General features: G+C 41.4%; 18 protein-coding genes. 5 read left to right on the top strand and 13 right to left on the bottom strand.

Features of this window, described 5'->3' with window-relative positions:
• Window positions 1–20: 20 nt before the first annotated feature.
• Complete coding sequence (locus EQG49_RS08685) at window positions 21–1,700, bottom strand: hypothetical protein (protein ID WP_133363622.1); 1,680 nt, start codon at window positions 1,698–1,700, stop codon at window positions 21–23.
• A 235-nt stretch (window positions 1,701–1,935) separates the two neighbouring features.
• On the opposite strand from EQG49_RS08685, the gene EQG49_RS08680 reads away from it, so the two are divergent.
• On the top strand, window positions 1,936–2,571 hold the full coding sequence (locus EQG49_RS08680) for a deoxynucleoside kinase (protein ID WP_133363621.1): 636 nt from the start codon (window positions 1,936–1,938) through the stop codon (window positions 2,569–2,571).
• A 559-nt stretch (window positions 2,572–3,130) separates the two neighbouring features.
• On the opposite strand, the gene EQG49_RS08675 is transcribed toward EQG49_RS08680, so the two are convergent.
• The 7 genes from EQG49_RS08675 to EQG49_RS08645 all read right to left on the bottom strand — a co-directional run bounded on the left by EQG49_RS08675 (window position 3,131) and on the right by EQG49_RS08645 (window position 11,187).
• Window positions 3,131–4,054 carry a 2-dehydropantoate 2-reductase gene (locus EQG49_RS08675; protein ID WP_133363620.1) on the bottom strand — a complete coding sequence of 308 codons (924 nt, stop codon included), beginning with the start codon at window positions 4,052–4,054 and terminating at the stop codon, window positions 3,131–3,133.
• Window positions 4,055–4,186: 132 nt separating this feature from the next.
• A complete protein-coding gene (locus EQG49_RS08670) occupies window positions 4,187–4,669 on the bottom strand; it encodes a universal stress protein (protein WP_133363619.1) in 483 nt (160 codons plus the stop codon).
• Between the two features lie 133 nt (window positions 4,670–4,802).
• Window positions 4,803–5,153 carry a hypothetical protein gene (locus EQG49_RS08665; RefSeq protein ID WP_133363618.1) on the bottom strand — a complete coding sequence of 117 codons (351 nt, stop codon included), beginning with the start codon at window positions 5,151–5,153 and terminating at the stop codon, window positions 4,803–4,805.
• A gap of 841 nt (window positions 5,154–5,994) precedes the next feature.
• Window positions 5,995–7,776 carry an ABC transporter ATP-binding protein gene (locus EQG49_RS08660; protein WP_133363617.1) on the bottom strand — a complete coding sequence of 594 codons (1,782 nt, stop codon included), beginning with the start codon at window positions 7,774–7,776 and terminating at the stop codon, window positions 5,995–5,997.
• A 1-nt stretch (window position 7,777) separates the two neighbouring features.
• A complete protein-coding gene (locus EQG49_RS08655; RefSeq protein ID WP_133363616.1) occupies window positions 7,778–9,508 on the bottom strand; it encodes an ABC transporter ATP-binding protein in 1,731 nt (576 codons plus the stop codon).
• A 229-nt stretch (window positions 9,509–9,737) separates the two neighbouring features.
• Window positions 9,738–10,835, bottom strand: coding sequence for a DUF4097 family beta strand repeat-containing protein (locus tag EQG49_RS08650; RefSeq protein WP_133363615.1), 1,098 nt, complete (start codon window positions 10,833–10,835; stop codon window positions 9,738–9,740).
• Between the two features lie 4 nt (window positions 10,836–10,839).
• Window positions 10,840–11,187 (bottom strand): PadR family transcriptional regulator, encoded by a 348-nt coding sequence (locus EQG49_RS08645; protein ID WP_133363614.1) that lies wholly within the window; start codon window positions 11,185–11,187, stop codon window positions 10,840–10,842.
• Window positions 11,188–11,611: 424 nt separating this feature from the next.
• Between EQG49_RS08645 and EQG49_RS08640 the strand changes: the two genes are divergently transcribed.
• Complete coding sequence (locus EQG49_RS08640) at window positions 11,612–13,093, top strand: IS1182 family transposase (RefSeq protein WP_133363613.1); 1,482 nt, start codon at window positions 11,612–11,614, stop codon at window positions 13,091–13,093.
• Window positions 13,094–13,533: 440 nt separating this feature from the next.
• On the opposite strand, the gene EQG49_RS08635 is transcribed toward EQG49_RS08640, so the two are convergent.
• From EQG49_RS08635 to EQG49_RS08620, 4 genes are all read right to left on the bottom strand, one after another.
• Window positions 13,534–13,926, bottom strand: coding sequence for a DUF1398 family protein (locus EQG49_RS08635; RefSeq protein ID WP_133363612.1), 393 nt, complete (start codon window positions 13,924–13,926; stop codon window positions 13,534–13,536).
• A gap of 158 nt (window positions 13,927–14,084) precedes the next feature.
• Complete coding sequence (locus tag EQG49_RS08630) at window positions 14,085–14,555, bottom strand: 8-oxo-dGTP diphosphatase (RefSeq protein WP_133364558.1); 471 nt, start codon at window positions 14,553–14,555, stop codon at window positions 14,085–14,087.
• 14 nt (window positions 14,556–14,569) lie between these two features.
• Window positions 14,570–15,175, bottom strand: a complete 606-nt coding sequence (locus EQG49_RS08625) for a pentapeptide repeat-containing protein (RefSeq protein WP_133363611.1) — start codon at window positions 15,173–15,175, stop codon at window positions 14,570–14,572.
• Between the two features lie 210 nt (window positions 15,176–15,385).
• Window positions 15,386–16,933, bottom strand: a complete 1,548-nt coding sequence (locus EQG49_RS08620) for an ABC-F family ATP-binding cassette domain-containing protein (RefSeq protein WP_133363610.1) — start codon at window positions 16,931–16,933, stop codon at window positions 15,386–15,388.
• Window positions 16,934–17,134: 201 nt separating this feature from the next.
• On the opposite strand from EQG49_RS08620, the gene EQG49_RS08615 reads away from it, so the two are divergent.
• From EQG49_RS08615 to EQG49_RS08605, 3 genes are all read left to right on the top strand, one after another.
• Window positions 17,135–17,464 (top strand): lactoylglutathione lyase, encoded by a 330-nt coding sequence (locus EQG49_RS08615; RefSeq protein WP_133363609.1) that lies wholly within the window; start codon window positions 17,135–17,137, stop codon window positions 17,462–17,464.
• A 58-nt stretch (window positions 17,465–17,522) separates the two neighbouring features.
• The gene (locus EQG49_RS08610) at window positions 17,523–18,890 is read left to right on the top strand and encodes an MFS transporter (RefSeq protein ID WP_133363608.1); all 1,368 of its coding nucleotides are present in this window, start codon (window positions 17,523–17,525) and stop codon (window positions 18,888–18,890) included.
• A gap of 270 nt (window positions 18,891–19,160) precedes the next feature.
• Window positions 19,161–19,415 carry a hypothetical protein gene (locus tag EQG49_RS08605; protein WP_133363607.1) on the top strand — a complete coding sequence of 85 codons (255 nt, stop codon included), beginning with the start codon at window positions 19,161–19,163 and terminating at the stop codon, window positions 19,413–19,415.
• Between the two features lie 256 nt (window positions 19,416–19,671).
• On the opposite strand, the gene EQG49_RS08600 is transcribed toward EQG49_RS08605, so the two are convergent.
• Window positions 19,672–21,090, bottom strand: coding sequence for an MFS transporter (locus EQG49_RS08600; protein WP_165964845.1), 1,419 nt, complete (start codon window positions 21,088–21,090; stop codon window positions 19,672–19,674).
• Window positions 21,091–21,593 lie beyond the last annotated feature (503 nt).

Genomic DNA, 21,593 nt, shown 5'->3' with positions numbered 1-21,593 from the left:
CCATTTTTATGCTAACTTTTTTATGATACTAAAATTTTCTTTGGATCACCATAAATCATTGTTTCAAGCATTGGGACTACTTCGTCCAAACCTAACTGTTCCCATAAGTCTGGTAATGACTCATGGTGTAAGTTACCAACGCCGTTCGCAATTTTTGACTTGGTGCAAGTCGCAACGGGCCAATCCGTCTCGCCAACTAAATAACTTTGTCGTTCAAGTCGAATTGGATCATTATCAACTAATTGTAGCGCTTCATTAAATACTGCCTCGGTCGTACTATACTCAGCCAATAAGACTGCATAGACGGCGCCGTTAAGTGTCCAAGTTGCTTCTCGTACTAAACGAGTACAACGGGCAACTTGTTCTTGTGCGCGCACTAAGTACTGCATTGCTCCTTCTTCATCACCACGATAATTCAGTTGAATCGCTTGCTGTGTTAATTTATTCGTCCGTGTCGCTAACAGCTGAATTTGATCAGCATGTGCTTCGACTTCCGTTTTCGCCGTACCAACGTTAATGAATGCTTCTTTCATCGCTGCATTTTTTTCCATGCGGTGTAAGAATTTGACAACCTTTAGCATTCGGCGCACTATAACCGTCATTAATTCACCACGATCAACGGCCACTTGCACACTCTTTTGTAAGATTGCGAGCTCCTTGTCGCACGCTTCCAAGTCAAATTGCACACCGTCAACAAATGTATCCACCTGATTATAATGTGAGCGCAACTCTTCAATTCGGGCTGATTTATCATTTAACACACGGTGTAAGGCGACGACTTGCTGCCATTGCCAGTCATTCAATACCAAATGATTCCGATTCGCTGCTTGCAGTAACTCTTCTGCCCGCGTACGAACACGACTACTATCCTCAGCAATCAACTCAACGGCCAATTTAAGCGCTTCTAAACTTGCCAGAATTTCAGCGTTAGTTCCGTCAATTACTAACTTGTCTAAGCGATTTTGAGCAAATTGAATATTCTTATTTTCATACAATGCCAATGGCACCCGATATTCATCAACTAATTGCAATACGTTTTGCCGCTCTTGCAAAGCACTTTGCACTGTTTGCTGTAAGTTTTTTTGCAACTCATGCAATTGATTAAATTCTAAATCATTTTTTACTAAGTAATTTTCTAAATTTTCCAATGCCACTTGAACGGCACTTTCATTATTCACAATTCCTTTTTTAGCCGTTGCAATTACTTCCGTCGCATTTGAGCGCTCAAATTCAAAGTTAGCCAATGACACTGAACATGCCTCTTTTAAGTTGGCAAATGCCACTTCTAAATTAACAATTGAGCCATCAGTTAACTCTTTACGTAACCGATTGCGTGCGGCAGCGATATCTGGTTGATTATCAACGACTACCGGAATACTTGCTAAATACCGTTCAATCTTATTTTGAATTTGGTAACGTTCCTTCAATGCCTTATCCACTAACGAAATTAACATTTCAAGCATTGAAATTGCGCTATCAAAATCTAATTGATTGGCATCTGTTAAACATTGAATCCCTTGAATCAACGTTAAAACATCAGCCTCTTGACTAATTGGTAAGTTTTGAATGTTTTCAATAATTTGTGCAGCTAAAATACCCGAATTAACTGCAGTTGGTTCTAAGTTTTTAATTCCCTCCGAAAGACTCCTTTCAATTTCTCGTACTTTTTGCAAGTTACGAAAATCGTCAGTTTCTTTCATCTTTTGTCTCCATCTTTCTTATTATCACTATTTAATTATATAACATTAAATTGACAAATACGTTCATTTCACTAAGGTTGCATGAAACGTTCACAATTACTCGCTAAGCTTCAAGAATAATTCAAACCTTTTACAGTTGTACAACTATCTTTAATTTCCAACCGCATTATATTGTAGTTGAGCCAAATTTCGGCTACAATATATAGAGTTATTTCAGGAGATAAGGTAGGGCATTATGGTGATTATTACAGCAGGTATGATTGGTGTTGGTAAGACAACACTTACAAGTTTGATTGCAGACCACATGGGGACAAAGGCTTTTTACGAACCAGTTGGTGACAATCCGGTTTTGCCACTTTACTATGGCGATCCCAAGCAATATGGATTTTTATTACAAATTTACTTCCTGAACAAGCGTTTTGGTATGATTAAAGCTGCCCTCGCAGATGACAACAACGTCTTAGACCGTTCTATCTACGAAGATGCGCTTTTCACCCAAGAAAACAACAAAGAAGGTAACATTTCAGATACTGAATTAGATGTTTACATGACTTTGTTAAATAACATGATGAATGAATTACAACAAATGCCAAAGAAAGCACCAGACTTGATGGTCTATGCTGAAACTGACTTTGCTACAATTTTGTACCGCATCAAAAAACGTGGTCGGGACTACGAACAATTTGAAGATAATCAACAATTACAAGATTACTACTTCAAGATGTGGACAGCTTACAAGGAATGGTTTGATGCCTATGACGTCTCACCTAAGCTCAAGATTGACTTACAAAAGTACGATCTTGAAGATCCTGAAAATCAACAACTCGTGCTTGCCATGATTGATGAAGAATTAGCTAAGTATCGCGATTAATATGCAGATAAACAAGTGTGACCAACGGTTTTTCCACGACCTGACCACACGTTAATAAGCCTGATTTCTACCTTGCCACAAGGAGAAATCAGGCTTATTTTGGCTCTATTCCGTCTGATGTGGGCTTTCATAAAATTGGCCACTACGTAACAGTAAATTACTTGGCGCACCACGCTGGAAGCGCATTGCCAAGCCGAAGTGCGGTCTTGGCAAACTCGGATAAGCTGGGACTCTACGGGAATAACTTCCCTAGACTCCTCATCTCATCCTCAGCGGCGACATGTGTTGCACACCCCCAATCGCGGTGTAAAGGCTGCGCCCGCCAAGTAATTTACCGCCACTTCGTTAGTTAGGCATAATGCTCAAACTAGCGAAAATAGTTGCCAACCACAAGCCTGACAAAGCTATGTTCCAGCCCCAATTCGATGGTTGAAATGTACACAAACGACAATCCCACACTAGAGTAAAGCGAACCCTTATTTTTGGAGGCAGGACAAGTTATGTCCGCTTCCCTTTTGATGTTTTTATAGTAATCTTGATTCGCGGAAGCTGTTCACTATTATTTAGCTACTAAATCTTCACGTGCATGGATCATTTCCGTAATTAAGCGATTAACTGGTAATTCCATACCGTGCTTAGTGCCTAGATTTGCAAAATAACCGTTCAAGAAATCAATTTCCGTTAAACGACCTTGGTGCAAATCTTGGTACATTGATGGGTAGTGCGCACCCGCGTTTTCTGGAGCCATGGTGTTTTTGACGACTGCCATAATTCCTGGTACATCAACTTTAATCCCTTCAGCCTGTCCAACTGCCTTGATTTCATTGAGGATTTGTTGGGCTAGGTCCATGCCGTTTTGCATAATGCCAAACTCTGCGATATTTGCATCTAGTAAAACTGATAGTGGATTAAAGACTGAGTTCACCCCTGCTTTGCGCCAAATATCAGTCAATACATCGGTTGACGCCGTTACATTTAAGCCAGCCCCGTTCAAAACTGTGATGATATCATCAATCGGTGCCGTCCCAATTGCTTGGAGGCGGATTGAGCCCGATCCCGTGACTTTAATCATGCCTGGACGCACTAACCCGGAAGTCCACATTGTCACACCCGCCAAAATTTGGTCATCCGTCACATGTTGTTGCATAATTTCAACGTTACCAACACCATTTGAAAGTACAAGTAACCGTGTCTTAGCGGTAATCAATGGTTGGATTCCCGTTAGCATCGTGTCCAGTTGCATTGCTTTAGTAAACAAGATAATTAAATCAAATTCTTCATCAATCAATACTTCAGGTCGATAGATTGGAATTTGGAATGTTTCAATTTCATCGGCATCATTAGCGACTTTTAAACCAAATTCATTAATCGCATCAATGTGTGCTTGCCATTGATCAATCCCGATTACTTCGTTACCAGCAGCTTGTAGTTTTGTCGCAAACCGTGCTCCCATCGCACCAAACCCAGCAATTGCAATTTTCATCCTATTCACCTATCTTTCATTTTCCAATGTTACTTTGCATTATAACAAAAATTTCCAAATGAAAAAGCCAACAACACCCGTTATTGGCTTTTTGATATTCTAATTTTCACTATTGGCGGTATTAAATAGTGATTAAGCTTTGCTAGATAATTGGCGACCGTCAGCATTTGTCCGAACAACTAATGTATCGACTGTCCCATGTTGGACAACGTATTGCGCATTTGAGCCCATTAACATCCGTGAGACAAAATTAGTACCCGTGGCACCAATCACAACTAAATCAACGCCATACTTATCAACCAAGCCTTCTGACAAAGCAACTTTTGAGTTACCAGCTGACACGTCAACGACTACGTTCGTCAAACCTTCAGCCACTGCTTTATCTTTCAACTTACCGGCAACGATTTTTAAATCATTCAATAATTCTTCTTCAACAGTTTCATTAATGTAAGCTTTACCTAAGCCCATCCCCATGCCAACGTACTTTTCTGAATTCAAAACACTGGCAATAATCAACTTACCATCATTACGTTTAGCAGTTGCGACGGCTTTTTCAAAGGCTTCCTCAGATTGATGTGAACCATCAACCCCGACAAGAATATTCTTATAGTTCATAACTTTACCTCACTTTAATTTGTTTATACTTACAATGTTAAAGAAAAAAGGCACATCTTGCAAGCGTTTACATCATTATTCACAAAAAAGACTAATCCACTAATTATGTAAAATTAGCAGGTTAGTCTTTTGCTTAGTTATTCTTATAGTCGATGATCTTAGTAGCTACATCTTGAACCGCCAAAACCGCTGACCCGACCACGACAGTTGTTGCAGCAATCGAAATCAATGCCACGGCAACGTGCGCTTCACGGCGACGACGGCTTTCTTTGCGAGCAGCCTTCTTACCATCTAAGTAAGTCGCTACTAAGCGTTTAGCTGAACCAGGTACCAATTCTTCATACTTAGCCAATTCTTCTGGTGTTGGCAAAACGGGTACCATTTGGTGCATCCCCATCCCCATATGTGGATGACCATGATGCATTGGGCAATGTCCGTTGTGATGATGATGCGTTGTCTTAATCTTTGTGTTTGCTGGTTTCATGATAATACCTCCGCGTATTTCACTTAGTTGTTACTTCTATTATACGCACACTTGTCAACAATGCCACACGCCAAACTCTAATTAGCCTGAAAACAAAAAACAGAGCACCATCCAATATGGGCTCTGCTTAATAGTTTTGGCTAACATTTTTCTAGCGTGGAATTTGGATATGTGTCTCAGATTGATTCCCACTACGAGGCCGGAACCAGTCTGGACACCGTGATGGAAGACAAGCATTTGAAGCCACAGTGCGGTCTTCAAATGTTTGCGAAGATTGGTTCGCTACCGCGGTAACCATCTTCACAAATCCATAATCAGTAACGAACCCCGTTACTGATTATGCCATCACGGTGCGAGCTAAAGTCCAGCCTGTTTCCAGCCTCTTCGTTAATTTGCATAGGCAGTCTGACTAGTAATATGCCGTAATCCTTGTCGCTGCAAGTTTAGTGGCAGCATACATCTCATCACATTTTATAAATCCCACGTCAGACGAAATAGAGCAAAAAAGCAGAGCACTCATCTACTGTGAGGCTCTGCCTAATAGTTTTGGTCATATTTATTCCAAGCTACTGTCGCTTGTGTTTGGTAACTATTTCCGCTAGTTTGAGCATTATTCCGAACTAACGGAGTGCCGGCAAATTGCTTGGCGGGCGCAGCCTTTACACCGCGACTGGGGGAATATGTGTGAAGCACATATTTCCGCTGAGGATGAGATGAGGAGTCTTGGGGATTTATCCCCTAGACTCCCAGCTTATCTGAACCGACCAAGACCGCACTTTGGCTTGGGAGGCCGCTTCCAGCGTGGTGCGCCAAGCAATTTGCCGGCACGTAGTGACCAATTTTATTCAAAAACCATTTGATTCGTATAAAGTTCGGCGTAGAAACCATCTTCTGCCAATAGTTCAGCGTGGCTACCTTGTTCAATGACTTCACCATCACGCAAGACCACAATTTTGTCCGCGTTCAAGATTGTCTTCAAACGGTGGGCAATCACAAAGCTCGTCCGACCTTGAATGACATTGTCCATCGCCTTTTGGATACGGGCTTCCGTCACCGTATCCACGTTCGATGTCGCTTCATCCAAAATTAACAAGTCTGGATTAGTCAAAATTGTCCGAGCAATTGATACTAATTGTTTTTGACCGGTAGAGAAGACTGAGTTTTCATCAGACACTTCAGTATCATAACCCTTTTCCAACGCCATGATAAAGTCGTGAATATTGGCTTGTTTAGCCGCATCGTAAACTTCTTCATCTGTTGCTTCGGGCTTACCAAAAACAATATTATCGCGGATTGTACCACTAAATAATACTGAATCTTGGAGCACAATTCCGACGTGTTCACGCAAGGAATCGATATCCATCTCACGGGCATCAAGGCCGTCAAACGTCACTGAACCACCAGTAACATCATAGAACCGGTTCAACAAATTCATAACCGTCGTCTTACCAGAACCCGTTGGCCCAACTAAGGCAACCATTTGCCCCTTATCCACATCAATTGAAACACCGTGGAGAATTTCACGTTCTTCATTGTAGCCAAAGCGAATATCGTTTAACTTGATACCCGTTTGTAAATTACCAATCATCTTACCATCAGCAGGGTTTACTTCGTCCGGCTCGTCAAAGACTTCATTCAAGCGCCGGGCCCCAGTAATTGCGAGTTGCAGCATATTGTACAATGACGTAATTTGGGTGATTGGTTGGTAATATTGTTGTGAATATTGAACGAAAATTACCACTAATCCCAACGCGGTTGCTTGGGACATGCTGCCATTCAAGGCTAACCATGAACCAAAGAAAATCACAATCGCCGTGTTAATCAATGACATCCCTTGCATCAATGGGAAAAGCATACCGGAATAAACTTGGCCCTTGAACGTTGCTTTACGCACACGCTCGTTGTAACCAAGGAAGCCAGTCGTTGATTCGTCTTGTAACCCATTGGTGATAATAATGCGTTCACCAGCGATTTGTTCGTTAATATACCCGTTCAAATGACCAACTTCATCTTGTTGTAAATCCACGTACTTACGGGCTTTACTAATCATGAAGAACGCAATCAAAATCGCAACTGGCGTTGTCGCAATCGTTGCCCATGCTAATTGCGTATTTTCACGGAACATCATGATCAAAATCCCAATCATTAAGGCAACGTTTGAAAATAGTTGGAACAAAGCTTGGTTCATTGCGTTAAAGATATTATCCAAGTCAGATGTGAAACGTGACAAGATTTCACCATCACGGTGGGAATCAAAGTAGCGAATCGTCATCCGTTGTAACTTACTAAACAAGCCCGTCCGCATCTCATTGGTTGAATAACCTGTAACACGCGAAATGATTAGACTCGATAAGAACATCGCAATCGCATTGAATACGAAGAATAACAGCATCATCCACAAGGCATTATGAAAGCTCGTTTTTGATGCTAAATTATGCGTTTGTGGGTTCATCAACATGCCCACATACTTAGCTAATTCAGTAATGGCGCGTCCCATGAAGATGGGTGCCTTAACTTGGAAATAAGTCGAAGCAATCGTCAACAACGTCACAAAAATCAAACTTAACTTATAACGTTTTAGGTAGTGGACAAAAAACTTAGTCCCACGAATAATTTCTTCCATGTTATTGCACCTCCTTCGTTGTTTCTTTGGCTTTTTGGGTTTGGTATATTTCTTGATAGAACTTATTATGAGCAACTAGTTCGGCGTGCGACCCTTCACCGACAACACGTCCTTCATCAAGCACGATAATTTTATCCGCATTAATCACTGAAGCAATTTTTTCGGCAATCACAAACGTCGTCGTGTCTTTTAACTCAGTATCTAACGCCTGCTTAACGAGCTTTTCTGACTTCGCATCTAAGGCTGAAGTTGAATCATCCAAAATCAAGATTTTAGGATTACCAATGACACCACGAGCAATTGAAAGTCGTTGCTTTTGACCACCAGAAAAGTTTGATGAACGTTCTTCAACTGGTGCATCATACGTATCAGGATATTTTTCGATGAACTCTGCTGCTTGTGCAATCCGCGCTGCGCGCTGCATGTCAGCCAATGTTGCATCTTTCTTACCTTGGCGTAAGTTATCGGCAATTGTCCCAGAAAATAACACTGCCCGTTGTAAAACAAATGAAACTGCCTTACGCAAACTCTTTTCGTTTACATCCTTCAAATCAATATCATCAATCTTGACCGTTCCAGCAGTTGGATCGAACAAACGTGGAATCAATTGAACTAAGGTTGATTTACCAGAACCAGTCCCACCAACAACCCCAATCATTTGACCAGGTTCAGCCGTAAATGAGATGTCGTGCAACGTAGCTTCGTCATCCCCGGGATAAGTGAAATCAACGTGGTTAAATTCAACCTTCCCAGTCAATTCAGTTACCGGCGCGGCATTATTGTAATTCAAATCATTAGTTGTTGCCAAAATTTCTTTAATCCGGCCAACTGAAACCAATCCACGGGAAGCAAAAGTACTCATCATCCCACCAATAATAATGGCCATCATGATTTGCATCATATAGTTCACAAATGATGTCACGGCCGCTAACGTTGATGGGTCAGTATCCACCATGTTACCGACAAAATAAATTGATGCGGCAATCGCAACGTTCGCAATCAACATGAATGCTGGTACGATAATCGCAAACAAATTACCAATAACAATGTTCAAATCACGCATTTCATCCGATGTTGTCGTAAAGCGCTTGATTTCATTATCTTCTTGCACAAATGACTTCACCACGCGTACACCCATCAAGTTTTCCTTGGCAAGTGTGTTAACGCGGTCAATCATTTTTTGCATTTTACCGAAGTATCGGCCCATGCGCCCAAATGACAAACCAGACACAAAGACAATCAAAATTACCATCACAATGATAATCCACCACAACTTAGGCAATGTCATAATCGCTAAAATAAATGAACCGATAAACAAAATTGGAATCCGGAGCAATGATTGTAAGAACATCATTACTAAGTTTTGAATTTGGGTAATATCATTGGTCAACCGCACAACCAGGTTACCCGCTGAAAATTTTTCAATATTCGCATATGAAAAATCTTGAATTTTACGATACGTCTTTTCCCGAATATCAGCTGCCATTCCTTGGGCCACTTTGGCAGCAAAAATTGTATTAATCGCTCCACCAACCAAACCAATGACGGCAATCAGAATCAATTGAAAGCCTAATTTATCAACTTGATTGCTATCATTCTTGATGATTGCTTCCATGACTTTTTGCAGTAACTTTGGTTGCCAAAGCGCTGAACCCGTCATAACAGCAATCGAAATGAACGCCCAGAAAATATCTAACCGATACTTCTTGGCAAATTTAACTAAAAATCCCACATGCATTCTCCTTGCTTACATTACAAAGGCTACCCGGACGGTTCCTTTGGTTACATTACATATTACTATTTGGTGCTGTTAGTTTGCTTATAGCTGCATACCAAATTAACGGAGTGGTATGTTACTAATAACTTGCTAACGAACCAATATTTCTGACCACTTAATTCTGTATAAGTGCCTATCATAACACAGCACTTACTATTAGTGCAGGTACACTATCATACCAGATTTAATCAATTCGCACAGTACCTGATTTAACTTTTGCTGAGATTTTATATTTGGCATCTGCCGCTGTTTGCCCAACCTTCAAAGCTTGGACGTCATATTGATATTCAGCTTCTCGTTTAACCGCAACAGTGCCGGATTTAGCCTGTAAATCAAACAAGAAATCTTGATTCATCGGCGTATTCACCCGAATCGTGCCGGAATTCCCGTTTAAGTTAAGGTCACCAATCAGTTCATCGAAATCTAAACGTGTCGTGCCGCTTTTAACGGTAATATCACCCGCCCCATGCAAATTAGTTCCCTTGATTGAGCCACTAGTTGTATCCATTTGGAATTGCGCGGTGACGTCATCTAGCTTCATCGTGCCACTTTTAACCTGCGCTTGTAACAGTTGGGTTGAGACGTGGCTCGCCTTCCAACTACCAGAGCTGGTTTTACCAGTGATTTCACGAACATCAACGTTGTTTAATTTCGTAATTCCAGAGGTTGAAACGATATTCAGCTTCACTGATTGTTGAATATTATCAATGTTAATCAAACCTGATTTCAAATCAATCGTTAATGTTTCCACATAAGTTAACGGCAGCCGAACCTCCAAGCGTTGGTGCAAGTTACCTAACAATGGCTTATTACCACTCGTAATAATTAACCGCCCACCTTGCCGAACTTGCTTGATAAAATATTCTGGCTTTTGTTTCGTCATATATTCATCAATTTCCAGTAAATCGCTATTCCCCGGTTGCACATTGATAATTAAATCTTTTAAATCAAACTGAATTTCAGTCACGGCGTTCAAATCAGTTTGGGTTGAATTTACCAACTTAACGCGGCTAAACAATCCAACTTTTTCCGGTCGTTCATCCGCCGCAAAATTAGCCTCAACGTTGCTAATTTCCTTGATAGTGCTGTCTAAATCACCAAAATCAGCAAGGGCAGCGTTCAAAGCAGTCTTTAATCCCGCCCCGCCTTCGACTTTTTCTTGGACAGATTCTAGAATATCACTGCGCAATTCACCACGAAAATCTTGCATTTCGGCTGTATTAGGGTATTTTTCAAAAAGTTCTGCAAGTTTAGCATCCACTGCTTGTTCTACTTCATTCATTTTATTATTCCTCCGTAACCTTTCCACGAATCAAATTATCAATGACGTGCTTGGCGAATTCCCATGCTTCCAACCGCTGTTGCAATGCAAGCTGACCTTGATTAGTTAACTTATAATATTTACGGCGCCCACCCTGGGTTTCATTCCCGTAATAGCTTTCAATATCACCGTTTTTTTCAAGACGGCGAAACACCGTATACAACGTGGCTTCATTCAATTCATATGTGCCACCGGACATCTCGCGAATAGTTTGTGCAATCCGATAACCATAACTATCACCTTGCGCCAAAATATTTAAGACAATCGTGTCCGTGTGTCCACGAATTGTGTCTTTAGAAATTTCATGTGTCATCTGGCATCCTCCTTTATAATTGCTATGTCTTACAAAGTACTATACACGCAACTACTGTGTGTGTCAAAGTACTTTATTCAATACAGCAAAAAATAGGCTAAAATTTTTCTAGCGTGGAATTTGGATATGTGTCTCAGATTGATTCCCACTACGAGGCTGGAACCAGTCTGGACACCGTGATGGAAGACAAGCATTTGAAGCCACAGTACGGTCTTCAAATGTTTGCGAAGCTTGGTTCGCTGACGCGGTAACCATCTTCACAAATCCATAGGGGCTGGGACATAACTCCAGACCCAAAAAGAGCTTAACCAAGTGCTGAAAAGCGTGCGGTTAAGCTCTTTTTAGTATAATTATATGTAAAGATAACGCTGTAACAGCAACGTTATCAAGTCGGTCGTCCCTTATTCACAGTGAGGTATTCCCTATGAAAAATTATAACATGAACCAAATCATGTTGGATATTCCAACGGCTTATGAACCTGATAAAAATCATGTGGCACACTACATTAACGAATTAGTTGAGGACATGGACGTAACTATCTTCTATACTACTGGTCGACCACTTGAGTATGATCCACGATTAATGATGAAACTAGTTTTATTCGCATATACCCGTGGCGTGCGTAGCGGTCGGCGGATTGCCGAGTTCGCCCAAGAAAACATTATTGCGATGTGGCTGACTCAAGAAGCACAGCCATCATATCGCACAATTAATCGTTTCCGAGTGTCAGACTTGTCAGAAGCCATGATTAGCTCGGCGTTTTCGCGTTTCACCAAATTACTTCACGACAAAGGATATATTGATGATGTAATCTATATTGACGGTACCAAAATTTTAGCGGATGCCAACAAGTTCAGTTTTGTGTGGAAGAAAAACACAATTCGTTTCGATAAAATGAATACCGTCAAAGCTCAACAATTAATTCAAGATATTATGGCAGAACAACAATCATTACAGTTACCAGAATATACTGATTTGTCAGTTGAAGAATTAGACGATGTGATTGCGCACCTAGAATCGTACTTAGCAAAACAAGAACAACAAGTCGTAGCTACACAGAAAGTGTCGCCTAACCCCGCCAAACAAGCGCGCCGGAATACTAAAAAGCACCTTAATAAGGTTGAACATATTCGTGACAAAAAGCTAGCGTATCAACACCAAATAGAAACTTATAATGAACGCAATAGCTATTCCAAGACTGATACTGACGCTACTTTCATGCGGGTTAAAGAAGATTACATGCAGAATGGTCAATTGAAACCAGCCTATAATTTACAAATCGCTACCAACGCTCAATTTGTCTTAGGCTATGGAATTTTCCAAAATCCAACTGATACGCGTACGTTGATGCCTTTTGTTGATCAACTCAAACAATACGAAACGTTGGGTTCAACGATTGTCGCAGATGCCGGATATGGTTCGGAAAGTAATTATCGGCAACTCGAAGATGAATACCCAGCTACTACAGTGCTGATTCCATACGGCACGATGTTAAAAGAAACCAGCAAAAAGTGGCAGACCGATGAACGGAAAGTCATGAATTGGAATTACTGTGCGGAAGATGACTATTATGTGGACCCACGAAACGTTAGATTTAATTTTAAACGTCTAAGTAAACGAACTGATAAATACGGATTCGTTCGTGACTTTAAAGTTTATGAAGCTGAAGCTCAGACGGAAAATTTAGAAGATATTGCGGCTGCGTTAACGCCTAAAGGATATACGAGAAAAATTACAGTGAATCCGGCATTTGAATATCATAAAGCGAAAATTAGAAGTGAGTTTTCAAAAGAAGAAAACCAAGCCATCTACGCCCAACGAAAGATTGACGTAGAATCGGTTTTCGGCAGATTGAAAGCTTATTTTGGGTTCACTCGCTTCTCGGTCAGAGGATCGAGCGAGTGAAACGTGAAGTCGGAATCGCCTTGATGGCAATGAACATGAAGAAATTGGCCACCAAATGATGCCTTTTCGTGAGTAAACAATATATACATAAAAAATAGGCCTCAAGATTTCAAAAAACGAAATCTTGAGGCCTATTTATTTATAACGAGCTAAGGTTTTGTCCCAGCTCCTATGCCATCACGGTGCGAGCTAAAGTCCAGCCTGTTTCCAGCCTCTTCGTTAGTTTGAGTAGGCAGTCTGACTAGTATTATGCCGCAATCCTTGTCGCTGCATGTTTAGCAGTAATCAATAATTCCACGCAGTGGCATCATACATTTTATAAATTCCACGTCAGACGAAATAGAACCAAAAATAGGGCAAGCACAAGTTCCGATGACTAGTCGAAAAAGTTGTACCTACCCTATTTTTATTAATTATCGTGCAAAAGAACTCAGCGTTTTTTACAAGCCAGGAATTGCTTCAACTAGCAGTTCTTTACCGTTGCCATCGAAATAAGTCACATGCTTAGCAACTAAATCACTCGTCCAGACTGGCACACCAGCTTGTCCAGCTAATTCGCAAAATTGTTCAAAGACAATTGCACCTGCTTGTGCTTGCCGAACTGCGGCTTTGATTGCGACTGGATCACCCACTTCAGCAACGTTCTTGGGAACACCGTTCATTTGTAAGTCTACTGAACTATCCACATCGTAAAAACGATACATGCCCTCTGCCACCAAATAATCGTAGCGTGTCACGCCTAATTTCATGAAGTTTTTCATTAAGTTGGCAAAGCCACCTGCATTAGTTTCACTGTTAACTGCTTGGTTCATTTTTTCAAAATCTAAAGTCATAATTTGCGCTCCGGTTTCGTTATTTATTTACTACCATGAATAAATTATAACGGAAAGAATTGGTCAATAATTGTAAAAAATGGACATTATTGAAATGAACCCCCGGTATTAGATTTAATCCAACATCGGGGGTTCACTGCACATTATTATCGTCCCATTTATTGCCAGTGTGTTTCCCAAACACCATCAGGGTTGCGATTTTTCAAGGCTAATTCAGAAATATTGGCATCATCAAACACTGGGAGCATTTCTTTGAAAGTCTTTGGTAGGACGAAATCAACTAGTTGTTCCCGCGTCGTCCAAAAGATTTCACCTTCACGGCTTGCTTTGATTTCACCCGTGTACGCCGTAGCCTTAAACAAGAACACTACGTATCGCGCACCATCGGCTAAGGGCCATTCCTTGATTCCGACCATCACAGGATTTTCAATCGTCAACCCAGTTTCTTCAAGTGCTTCGCGATATGCTGACTCCACCACCGTTTCACCGGCTTCGACATGTCCACCGGGAAATGTAACACCTGGCCACTTGGGATTCTTACGGTCTTCCACTAAAATTTCATGTGTCACCGGATTTTCAATCATAATCATATTTGTAATTTCAATTGCTTGGTAACGGTTTTCAGCCATCATTATCCCTCTATCTATTGAACGTTTATCCCCAGTAAAGCCGCGAAAATCGGCGACTGCCATTGTGATATCACCACACCACGTAGCAAATTTGGACTAACTAATAGTGAATCAAATTCAGCCGCGCGTAAATCCAGCCCTTTCAAATTCGTATCAATAAAATCAATTTGATCAATATTGGCTTCAGCAAACACAACGTGCTTCAACGTGACCGCTTGAAACGAACTATCAATTAACAACGACTTGGAAAAATCGACATCCGTTAGCTTAGTTTCACTAAAATTACTGTAACGCAGGTTAGCGCCCAAAAACTTGGTTTTCTTAATCACAGCCATGTTAAAGTTCCCACCTTGAACATTGGCATGATCAAAAAGAGAATCAATAAAGTACGCTTCTGTAAAATCTGCACTCAACAATTGCGTCTTGATAAACTTCACATCAATGAATTCACCATTCCGAAAGTCACTCTGTGCAAACGTACAGTTAACGAACTCAACATTATTCAAACTAATTCCGTGATTGGAATAACCAATTTCACAGTTTTCATAACGTGTATTTGGTTCAACATCATCAAGCCCTAAGCTTTGGTCTGTGATGGTATTAGTAATAACATTATTCATAATATTAATCCTTTATTTTACGCGGTTATTGCTAGTTTTTATGCTGCCACTGCGTGCAATTTTTGGTTCGGCCACCATGGTGCGAGGTAAACGCCAAACCAAAAATTCCACTCCGTTAGTTAGACATTCAACATTCTGTTTAGTGTTATCATGTCGCAGATATAAATAAGAACTCAAACTAACGGAGTGGCAATAGCACTCATTAACCATTTATTTGCCTTTCAGTGATAGGCTTTCTACGTTGAGCTCCTTGGTGATCCAGTCTTTGTAGAAGGATTCCTCGTGCGAAACTAAAATTAGGTTGCCTGGGAATTTTTTCAATGCCTTCTTCAAGCCGTCCTTGGTTTCGTCATCCAAGTGGTTCGTTGGTTCATCTAAAATCAAGAAATTAGCTGGTGTCAGTTCCATCAACGCAATCTTAACCTTAGTTTGTTCACCACCAGATAAGAGCCGCATTTCCTTCATCGCATTGGCCGCATTAATCCCGGCTGCCCCAAGGCGTGTCCGAATTGTCTTTGGTTCCAGTAATGGGAACGCATCACGCATTACTTCTAGCGGTGTCATGCTATCGTCATCCCATTCCAAATCCTGATCAAAGTAATTAACGTGGGCCGATGGTGAAAATTCGGCATCCCCTGACAAAGCTGGAATAACCCCCAGAATTGACTTGATTAACGTTGATTTACCAACCCCGTTAAAACCCTTGAACACGACTTTTTCACCATGAGTCATCGTAAATGTTACTGGTGAAAGCAATGGGGTCACATAACCCACGGAGATTTCATTAACTGCAAGGGCATTCTGTGAACCTGTATCGAGGTATGGGAAATCAAACGAAGCTCGCATGTTATCGTCCGGCGGCGTTACCCGTTCAAGTTTATCCAACATTTTTTCACGTGACTTGGCTTGGTTTGATTTTGAACCTGCTTTGTTTTTTGAAATGAACTTTTGGGCTTTTTCAATTACCACTTGTTGTTGTTCAAATGCGCGTTGTTGTGAAACTTTACGTTCTTCTTTTTGTCGCATGGCTTGTTGGAAACTCCCACGGTACTTGGTGATTTTTCCTAAACCAACATCCGCAATTGAATTAGTAACTTGTTCTAAGAAGTCATAGTCATGGGAAATTACAATCGCAGCGCCTTCGAAATTTTGGAGGTAATCAATTAACCACTCGATGTGACTCGTATCCAAGTAGTTCGTTGGTTCATCCAGAATAATGACGTCATCATTTTCTAGCAACAGCTTCGCTAAAATAATTTTAGAACGTTGCCCACCTGACATTTCACTAATAATGTGATCACGCCCAATTGAATTCAAACCCAACCCGCTAATGACGCGTTCGATTTCAGTTTCAATATTGTAAAAATCACGGGCATCCAATTGTTCTTGCAAGCGCCCGGCCCGGTCCAAATATTTGTCTTCCAGGGTATTCGCGTACTCCGTGTACAATTCGGTCATTTCTTTTTCTTTGGCGAATAACTCTGCAAACGCCGTGTGTAAGAAATCAATCAAAGTCATCCCCGCTGGAATATCAGCGTATTGATCCAAATACCCGACGCGGATGTTATTTTGCCATTTAATTTTCCCATTCAAAGGTAACGTTTGCCCAGTTAAAATGCGGATTAACGTTGATTTACCAGCCCCATTTTGGCCGACAATCCCCATGTGTTCACCTTTGTTCAGCTGAAATTCAGCATCTTCATACAATTTCTTTTCAGCATAACTCATTGATAAGTCGCTGACTTCTAATAATGCCATTTCTACCCTCTTTCGGACTTGAAACGGAATGCGGATAAATCGCAAGTTCCGACGTGTGCAAAAAAATACTTCTAATAACTATAGCAGATTTTGGGTCAACTTGCGACTTATCCCCCACCAAAAGGACGCCATTCCGAGCTGAAAATGGTATACTAGTCAACGGTTATTTTACATATTATTTGTTATAGAAGGAGCCGTCCCATGAAACCAAAAACTATTAGTACCCACACAATTCCAGTTAAGAATGCTGCGCGTGAATTTCGGTTCTTTCACGAAGTATTTGACATTCCCGTTGTTGAACACGAAAATTTTGAACATCTCATCTTGCAACAAGAACGTTTAGTTTTAGATGAAAATGCTGAACCAACTGAACTCACTTTAACCGTTAAAGATCATCAAGCTGAACTTGCTAACCACTTAGCAAGTTATTACGTGACCCAAGTTGGCGAACCCGTTGAAGAAGGCCAAAAAGTCGTCTTTACGATTAAAGATTTTGAAGATAACACAATCAAAATCATTGCTAATAAGTAACATTGCTGGAACTTGCCAAAAATGGTAAGTTCTTTTCATTAAATCGAGGTAATAAATCATGCCCTCTCGAATCAAAACTGCCCTCGTGATTGCTGCGAGCCTTTTCATGGAAGTTCTTGATGGAACTATTATTACGACTGCCTTACCAACTCTTAGTCGTGACTTTCACGTTGCAAGTAGTACCACCAGTTTATTAGTTAGTACCTATATGCTCGCCGTCGCCATCTTCATTCCTTTGAGTGGGTGGCTTGCGACTATCTGGCAACGAAAACGCCTCTTTATTACGGCCGTTGGTATCTTTGCGATTAGCTCCCTATTAAGCGCCTTAAGCCCAAGTTTTGGTTTCTTACTAACAATGCGGATCTTTCAAGGTATCGCGGGTGCCATGATGGTTCCCGTTGGGCGTTTAATCGTGCTCGAACAAACCGAACCCCGCGACCTCTTGAAGATGATTTCGTTTTTAGTATGGCCGGCACTCATGGCACCAGTTATCGCCCCATTACTTGGTGGCCTCATCGTAACTTATACAACTTGGCATTGGATATTCTTAATCAACGTGCCCATCGGTATCGCAATTATTTTGATTGGTCGTAAAACAATTGTCGATGACCAATCACCAAAGCCGGCACCTTTTGATGCCTTGGGATTTATTCTAGTCGGGCTCGCGGCGGCTGGTGTTTTGATAGCTTCGGAATTGATTACAAATGCTGCTGTATCCAAAACCCTAGTTATCGTTCTCTTCATCGTGGCAATCGCAATTGGAATGTTTGCCTTCCGCCATTTAGGACGTGTTAAGCATCCCTTATTCTCACTAGAAGCGCTCAAAATTCCAACTTTTCGGGTCTTTCAAACCGGTGGTTCAATCTTTTGGATGACAATTGGGGCCTTGCCATATATGTTGACGTTAATGCTCCAGACTTCATTCCACTGGTCAGCTGCCCGCGCTGGAACCTACGTCCTGTTCATCTTCGTTGGTAACATTGGTATCAAGCCCTTTACTACCCCAATTATTCAAAAGTTCTCATATCGTGGCGCAATCGTTATTGCGTTAGGCTTGGCCTTTCTCGCCACGATTGGCTTAGCCTTTGTCACCCCAAACACTCCCGCATTCTGGATTATGTTTGCGGCCCTTGTGTCTGGGGTTGGCCGTTCATTAGCATTGACCGCCTATAATGGCTTAAGTTTTGCCGATCTATCGCGGGAGCAAAAAAACTCTGCGAATACTCTTTCATCGGTAGCTCAGAATTTGTCACAGGCGCTCGGAATTGGTTTTGCGGCAGCCGGACTAGCTGGTTTTGGCAATTTGTTTAATACCGCCAGTGCTTTCAAATGGACGTTTTTAATCCTCGCTGTAATTTCGTTATACCCATTATTTGAAATACTAACCTTACCAAAAGATGCCGGCGCACAAGCAACCGGTAAATAATAATCGAGCTGAGACATAAATTATCCAGCTCGAAAAATAGGCCTGATTTCTCCTTATTGTAGTGTAAGGTAGAAATCAGGCCTATTTACGAACAATCGATTTCTAATCGCCTTTCGCCCCGCTTCAGTGTTAATTTCACGTAAAACATGTATCTTTTTAGGCGCATCACTTGCAATTGTTCGTATTTACTTTATAATAAATCTTGTGGTTAAGAAATCATTCGTGTTTTACCACTTGCACACGAACAAAATCGATTACGGAGACTAATACATGACAAAATTACGAACTATTCCTGGATTTGAAGGTACCTACGGCATGAACCCTGCCGGTGAAGTATTTCGCTTAGAATCAGTTGATGAAAGCGGCCATGTCCGCAAGTTCAAGTCACTACGTGCAACAGTCCACGGGCGCGGTTACCTATATGTCCGCCTCAGTGTTAATGGTGTGCGTAAAATGTACAGCTTAAACGCTTTGTTCCGGCAAACTTTTCCCGAACATAGCTCGCTTCTCGGTGTAGCAGCCTAGTCTCCACCTAAAATTGAATATCGCTCCTACAGTAAAAGGGGCTGGGACATAAATTGTCCAGCCTGCAAAATAAGCCGAATTTCTCCTTATCTTAGTAAGGTAGAAATTCGGCTTATTAACGTGGGACAAAAGGCTGTAACCGTTGATATAACTCACTTAATTCATCACCACGCTCGCTATCGCTGACGAATTAAGTTTCATTATATCAAGGTTGCAAATCACCTTTTGCCCCACTTCCTTTATTTTGTTCGTATTTTTACTCGGCGGTTGCTGGAATTTCATTGTTACCATGCTTGAAGACTTGGCTTAATAACCAGAAATTCAATAGCCCTAGCAACGCTAAGAATATCCATGCCCGGATACTACCATCTTGCGCATTAACTCGTTCACTGCCCGGTCCCATTGTCATAAATAATGACATCACCGTAGTTCCTAACGCACCGGCGATTTGTTGGAAAGTATTAAAAATAGCATTTCCATCAGGTCGTAATTCAGCAGGAATCTCACGCAACCCATTGGCCATCACATTACCGTAAGTCATACTACGGCCAATCGTGAAGAGTAGGTAGAAGACCATCACTGACAGAATCGATAAGTGTGTACCCGCTAACGCAAAAGCAATCAGTAACACTGTGAAAATCGTATTACCAAGATACAACGGTTTTTTGGGTCCCATCTTATCTAGCATGCGGCCAAACAATGGGTTTGCCACTGCACCGACCACACTACCGGGAAACAACATTAGCCCCGCAAACAACGACGTCGCACCAAGCACGATTTGCCCAAAGTTTGGTAGCATGAAGTTCATTCCCAAGTTAGAAAATTGCACAATCATATAAATAATGACACTGTACACAAACGCTTTATTTTTGAAAATCCGAATATTCAAGAACATCCGCGTTGCCGTTTGCGATAAGCGAATAAAAATTGCAATTAACACTAACGCAATTCCTAATGGGACAAAAAATTGCACACCAACTTTACCTTCGGCGCCAACTGATGCCAGACCGTATAAAATCAAGAAATAAGTCGCCCCAAGCAGGCCAAACCGGGTAAAGTCGAACTGCAATGGCTTGGTACTAGCTGGTTTCGTATTTGAAATGTTTTTAATCCCAATCGCAAACGCAATTAACGCAATTGGCACCAAAATCCAGAAAATATAACGCCAGTTAGAGTAGTACGCCATCGTCCCACCAAAAGTCGGGCCAAATGCTGGAGCCATTGACGAAATCATCGCACCGATTCCCATGTAAGTCCCAATTCGGCGGATAGGCACACTCGTTAAGATGATATTAAACATTAACGGCATCAAGAACCCCGTCCCAACACCGGACGCCAACCGTCCCAGAATCAAAATCGGAAATGTCGGTGCTAAAGCTGAAATAAACACACCAGCAATAAAGGAAATAAAGCCCATCAAGAAGATCCGGCGTGATGAGAGCGTTGCTTTGAAGAAAGCCGAAGTTGTCATCACTAAGGACACTGCCAACAGATAGGCCGTCGTTACCCATTGCACCATCGCAATGTTGACCCCAAATTCGTGCATCAAGTGAGGAAATGTCACGTTCAATGATGTTTCACTAAGAATCCCCGTGAACGATAACACGCCGGCACCAGCGATTGCCAGGATTACGCGGGTTGGAACTTTTTCATCGTTAAATTGGTTACTTGCCAATGTACTCATCCCCTTTTTGATTAAAATATTATCTTTTCACTTTAACATATTTCTTTAACACGCTGAAATATTTTACATGCTTCTCCTATAAAATCCGCAATACCTTGACTGCATTAAAAAGAGCTAAGACAAATTTAGTCCTAGCTCCAGCTAACATACTTATTTAATTATTCGGCTAAAATTTTTCTAGCGTGGAATTTGGATATGTGTCTCAGATTGATTTCCACTACGAGGCTGGAACCAGTCTGGACACCGTGATGGAAGACAAGCATTTGAAGCCACAGTGCGGTCTTCAAATGTTTGCGAAGCTTGGTTCGCTAACGCGGTAACCATCTTCACAAATCCATAATCAGTAACGAAACCCGTTACTGATTATGCCATCACGGTGCGAGCTAAAGTCCAGCCTGTTTCCAGCCTCTTCGTTAGTTTGAGCAGGCAGTCTGACTAGCAGTATCCCCGTAATCCTTATCGCTGCAAGTTTAGCGGTAATCAATAGTTCAACG

The organism is Periweissella cryptocerci (assembly GCF_004358325.1).
Lineage (GTDB): Bacteria > Bacillota > Bacilli > Lactobacillales > Lactobacillaceae > Periweissella > Periweissella cryptocerci.
The sequence above is the reverse complement of the archived record's forward strand: the minus strand, read 5'-3'. Positions and strand labels throughout refer to the sequence as shown.

Coding starts and splice junctions, on each gene's coding strand:
- EQG49_RS08685 (WP_133363622.1), bottom strand. CDS start 1,700: ATGAAAGAAACTGACGATTTTCGTAACTTGCAAAAAGTACGAGAAATT.
- EQG49_RS08680 (WP_133363621.1), top strand. CDS start 1,936: ATGGTGATTATTACAGCAGGTATGATTGGTGTTGGTAAGACAACACTT.
- EQG49_RS08675 (WP_133363620.1), bottom strand. CDS start 4,054: ATGAAAATTGCAATTGCTGGGTTTGGTGCGATGGGAGCACGGTTTGCG.
- EQG49_RS08670 (WP_133363619.1), bottom strand. CDS start 4,669: ATGAACTATAAGAATATTCTTGTCGGGGTTGATGGTTCACATCAATCT.
- EQG49_RS08665 (WP_133363618.1), bottom strand. CDS start 5,153: ATGAAACCAGCAAACACAAAGATTAAGACAACGCATCATCATCACAAC.
- EQG49_RS08660 (WP_133363617.1), bottom strand. CDS start 7,776: ATGGAAGAAATTATTCGTGGGACTAAGTTTTTTGTCCACTACCTAAAA.
- EQG49_RS08650 (WP_133363615.1), bottom strand. CDS start 10,835: ATGAATGAAGTAGAACAAGCAGTGGATGCTAAACTTGCAGAACTTTTT.
- EQG49_RS08645 (WP_133363614.1), bottom strand. CDS start 11,187: ATGACACATGAAATTTCTAAAGACACAATTCGTGGACACACGGACACG.
- EQG49_RS08640 (WP_133363613.1), top strand. CDS start 11,612: ATGAAAAATTATAACATGAACCAAATCATGTTGGATATTCCAACGGCT.
- EQG49_RS08635 (WP_133363612.1), bottom strand. CDS start 13,926: ATGACTTTAGATTTTGAAAAAATGAACCAAGCAGTTAACAGTGAAACT.
- EQG49_RS08630 (WP_133364558.1), bottom strand. CDS start 14,555: ATGGCTGAAAACCGTTACCAAGCAATTGAAATTACAAATATGATTATG.
- EQG49_RS08625 (WP_133363611.1), bottom strand. CDS start 15,175: ATGAATAATGTTATTACTAATACCATCACAGACCAAAGCTTAGGGCTT.
- EQG49_RS08620 (WP_133363610.1), bottom strand. CDS start 16,933: ATGGCATTATTAGAAGTCAGCGACTTATCAATGAGTTATGCTGAAAAG.
- EQG49_RS08615 (WP_133363609.1), top strand. CDS start 17,135: ATGAAACCAAAAACTATTAGTACCCACACAATTCCAGTTAAGAATGCT.
- EQG49_RS08610 (WP_133363608.1), top strand. CDS start 17,523: ATGCCCTCTCGAATCAAAACTGCCCTCGTGATTGCTGCGAGCCTTTTC.
- EQG49_RS08605 (WP_133363607.1), top strand. CDS start 19,161: ATGACAAAATTACGAACTATTCCTGGATTTGAAGGTACCTACGGCATG.